General features: G+C 65.8%; 3 protein-coding genes. All 3 read right to left on the reverse strand.

Annotated elements, in window-relative coordinates; genetic code table 11:
* On the reverse strand, positions 1 to 596 hold a 596-nt coding region (locus ACN269_RS33475; RefSeq protein ID WP_421477156.1), incomplete at its 3' end, for a hypothetical protein.
* 480 nt (positions 597 to 1,076) lie between these two features.
* Positions 1,077 to 2,600 carry a sodium/proline symporter PutP gene (putP, locus tag ACN269_RS33480; RefSeq protein ID WP_421477158.1) on the reverse strand — a complete coding sequence of 508 codons (1,524 nt, stop codon included), beginning with the start codon at positions 2,598 to 2,600 and terminating at the stop codon, positions 1,077 to 1,079.
* A 129-nt stretch (positions 2,601 to 2,729) separates the two neighbouring features.
* Complete coding sequence (locus ACN269_RS33485; protein ID WP_421477160.1) at positions 2,730 to 3,614, reverse strand: adenylate/guanylate cyclase domain-containing protein; 885 nt, start codon at positions 3,612 to 3,614, stop codon at positions 2,730 to 2,732.
* Between the last annotated feature and the right edge of the window lie 184 nt (positions 3,615 to 3,798).

Consider the following 3,798-nt stretch of genomic DNA (forward strand, 5'->3'; position numbering starts at 1 on the left):
GGAGTCAGCGGACCCACCCGGTCGTCGAGCTGTCGCGCGATCGCCGACAGGCGCTCGGCCGCGGCTTGCTGATCGACGAAGACATCCTGCAGCAGGATCGGGTCTGCGGTGTCTGCATCGATCACGATCGTCGCGACGCTGTTGTTGGGATGGGCCGCGCCCGCGCCATACCAGTTGAACACCGCGACCCCGGCGACGACATGTTCGGTGATTGTCGTGACCCGACTGCGCTCGTCGCCCATCAGCGAGCCGTCTTTCACTGTCGTTTCGCTGGCCGGCCCGACGAGGTCGTCGAGTGCGGTCCGCATCCCGCCGTTGAACCGCTCTCGAACTGCCGACGGCCCGCCGGTCAACTGGGGGAGGTGAACGTCGACGGAGTTGGAGCCCGCATCCTCCTGGACCAACAGCAGCGTCGCCTCGTAGCCGCCCGGCGGAGCCGGCGCGGCGGTGGTCGGCGCAGCGGCGCCGGTGGGCTGGGCGATCTCGGCGGCTGTTGCTTGCCCGGTGTCCTGCGGACTGTCCTGTTGGCCACAGGCTGTCGCCGCGACCAGCACGGCAACGATGATCCACAAACGACTGCGATGCGGTGACGGCACCCGACAATTCTAGGGAGGACGCGGCCCGAGTTGTCTCAGGTACAGGGGACCCCGTGGGGACCGCCTACCCAGTGACCTGGCGGGGAGTTCCAGGGGCACACTTTCTTGAGCTGTCCGGGTGGGGGCCCCTTGATTCCCTGGTTCCAATGAACCCAGTCCCCCGGCCCCGGAATCCATGGAATATCCGGGCCGCGACCAGGATCCGCCTGTGCTGGAGCAGCGCCCAGTCCGAGGGAGGCTGCCGCTAGCGCACCGGCAATCAGTGCGGTCCCCGCGCTTTTTCTGAGATTCACGATAGGGCCCCTTCGTACTCGTCTCCGCTGCCTTCCAACCGGTGAGGCGATGCGTTGGCGTGCGGTAAAGGAAGCCGGTCTGCCACCTAAACCTATGTCACGACCGGACGAGCCCGAGAGTACCCGGCCCATGGTGGTCGCAAACGGCTGCCACCTGCAGGTAGCCGTGACCTCAACGGAGTTCGAGTCAGCCCACCGGAGCCGGTCCGCGCGTCGCCACTTCCATCTCGGAAAACTCGCGTTCGATCTCGTCGTCACTTCGGGCGGTGAGAAGCGATACCAGGATAGCCGCGGTGGCGCACGCGATAAATCCGGGAACTATTTCGTACATCCGGCTGGCAAGTGCATCGGTCTGGCCCCAGATGCCGACCACCACGGCGCCGCTGATCATTCCGGCAATCGCACCCGCGGAGGTGAGTTTCCGCCAGAACAGCGACAGGATGATGAGTGGCCCGAACGCCGCGCCGAACCCCGCCCAGGCGAAGCCCACCAGGTCCAGGATCGTTCCCCCCGGGTCCAGGGCGATGAGGATGGCGACCACCGCTACCGTGAGCACGCCGAGTCGGCCATAGTTGACGAGCTTCGTCGGGCTGCTTTCCTTGCCGAAAGCGCGATAGATGTCTTCGACCAGGGCGGACGAGCAGACGATCAGCTGAGACGAGATCGTCGACATCACGGCGGCAAGTACCGCGGCGAGCACGATTCCGGCGATGAACGGGTGGAACATGATCTGCGCCAGCCGCAGAAACACGGTCTCGGGGTTGTCAAGAGTTTCGCCGCTGTTGAAGAAGTAGGCCAGGCCGGCGAAGCCGGTGGCGATCGCGCCGATTGAGCTCAGCACCATCCAGCCGATGCCGATGCGACGACCCGCTTTCGCGTCGGCCGGCGACCGCAGGGCCATGAACCGAACGAGGATGTGGGGCTGGCCGAAGTAGCCCAGTCCCCAGGCAGCGGCAGAGACGATGGCAAGCACGCTGCCGCCGTAGAACAGTGAGGTGCGGTGGAGTTCGTCGCCCGGTTCGGACAGGTTGTGTGCGGCGTCGGCGGCGTTGATGGCATTCAACACTTCACCCGGGCCACCGACCGCGATGACGGTGACAATCGGAACAGCGATGAGCGTGGCGAGCATCAACAGCCCCTGCGCGACATCGGTCAGGGTTGCGCCGAGGAATCCACCGAACAGGGTGTAGCTGAGCGTGATTCCCGCGACGAGCAGCATGCCCCACGTGTAGGACGAGCCGAAGGTGGATTCGAAGAAGACGCCGCCCGCGACCATGCCCGATGACACGTAGAAGGTGAAGAACACCAAGATGATGGTTCCGGCCACGATCCGCAGCACATGCGAGTGATCGCGAAGCCGGTTCTCAAAAAAGGTTGGCACCGTAATGGAATTGTTGGAGATCGCGGTGTAGGCCCGTAGTCGTGGGGCGACGTAGCGCCAGTTCAGGTACGCGCCGATGACGAGGCCGATGACAATCCAGGATTCCCCGAGTCCCGCAGCGTAAATGGCTCCGGGCACACCGAGGAGCAGCCACCCAGACATGTCGGATGCTCCCGCAGACAACGCTGCGACGCCGGGTCGGAGTTTGCGCCCGGCCAGCATGTAGTCATCGAGGTCGCTGGTCTGGCGATAGGCGTAATAGCCGATCCCGATCATGGTGGCGAAGTACAGCGCGATCGCCAGGACCTGGAGGGTGGAGGAAGTGGCCATCGCGGTGTCCTTTGCGTTCTCGACGCACCCGGCTTATGAGTCGGATCCTATGCCGCGGATTCGAGCCCAGTCCGCGCTTTGACGAGCGATTCTGACCGTACGCGTCGACGGCCAGCTGCTGAGGAGCTGTCAGCCCGTTGGTTCCTCGGGGCGATCCGCGCCGCCGTTTTTGCCGGCCTGCCGCTGCCGCCTGACCCGGTACATGTCCAGGTCGGCCGGCACTCCGTCGGGCTTGGGGGCGAACACCGGGCGGCGAACCCGCTTCACCGACACCGCGAGCGCGCCGAACTCGTCGTCGGGGATGCGCTCCAACGTCGTCTGCGACACCACCAGTCCCCCGCGGGTGGCGCGGTCCATCACCCGCGCCGCGATGTTCACGTCGACACCCAGCCAGTCTGAACCGATGCGTTGCGGGCGTCCGGTGTGAACCCCCGCGCGCATCCGCGGCGTATAACCGTTCACCTCAACGGACTGCACCGCGTCCAAGGCGATCAACGCCGCGTGCACGGCGGTGACAGGATTCGAGAACACCGCCATCGTGCCGTCGCCCATTCGCTTCACGATGTGCCCGCCGGACTCCAGCAGCGGGGGTTCGACCACCTGTGCGACCCGGCGCAACAGCTTGAGAGTGGCGTCGTCACCGGCCTTCAGGGACCACGCCGAGAAGCCGACCAGGTCGGTGAACATCAAGGTCACCTCGCGGTTGGCCGGTCGCCCGGAGACTCGCTCAGCAACCGCCTGCCAGACCTGCAGCGCACCGAGTCCGACTTCGCGGGAGGCGGCATCGCGATCCAGCAACCGGTCGGCCACCCGGGCCGCGGCCCGCGGACCGCCGACCCCGGCCGACGACAACGGATCACCGAAGTCGGGGTCGCCGGGCAGCACCCGGCGCGCCCGTTTGACGAACGCGATCACGCTGGGGCTCTGGTTGGTCTTGCGCAGCCATCCGAGCGGGCCTGAAGAACCGATCTCGCCGACCGGGCCGGATCGTTCGTCGAACGATTCGACATCCACCCGCGCCAGCCTAAGCGGCGCGGGTGAGCGTCACCAGGGTGCACGGAAAAACCGCTGGTCACAGGCCAATGGCGGGCGAATTGCCGAACAGTAACAGTCGATGCGCCACACCGGCGCGCACCGTAGACAACGGTCGTTGTCACCACTATCGTTGGAGCATACCCGTGAGTACGGACTCTGCGAG

The sequence above is a fragment of the Micromonospora sp. WMMD736 genome (genome assembly GCF_049179015.1).
In the GTDB taxonomy this organism is placed as follows: Bacteria; Actinomycetota; Actinomycetes; order Mycobacteriales; family Micromonosporaceae; genus Micromonospora.

Coding starts and splice junctions, on each gene's coding strand:
- putP (WP_421477158.1), bottom strand. CDS start 2,600: ATGGCCACTTCCTCCACCCTCCAGGTCCTGGCGATCGCGCTGTACTTC.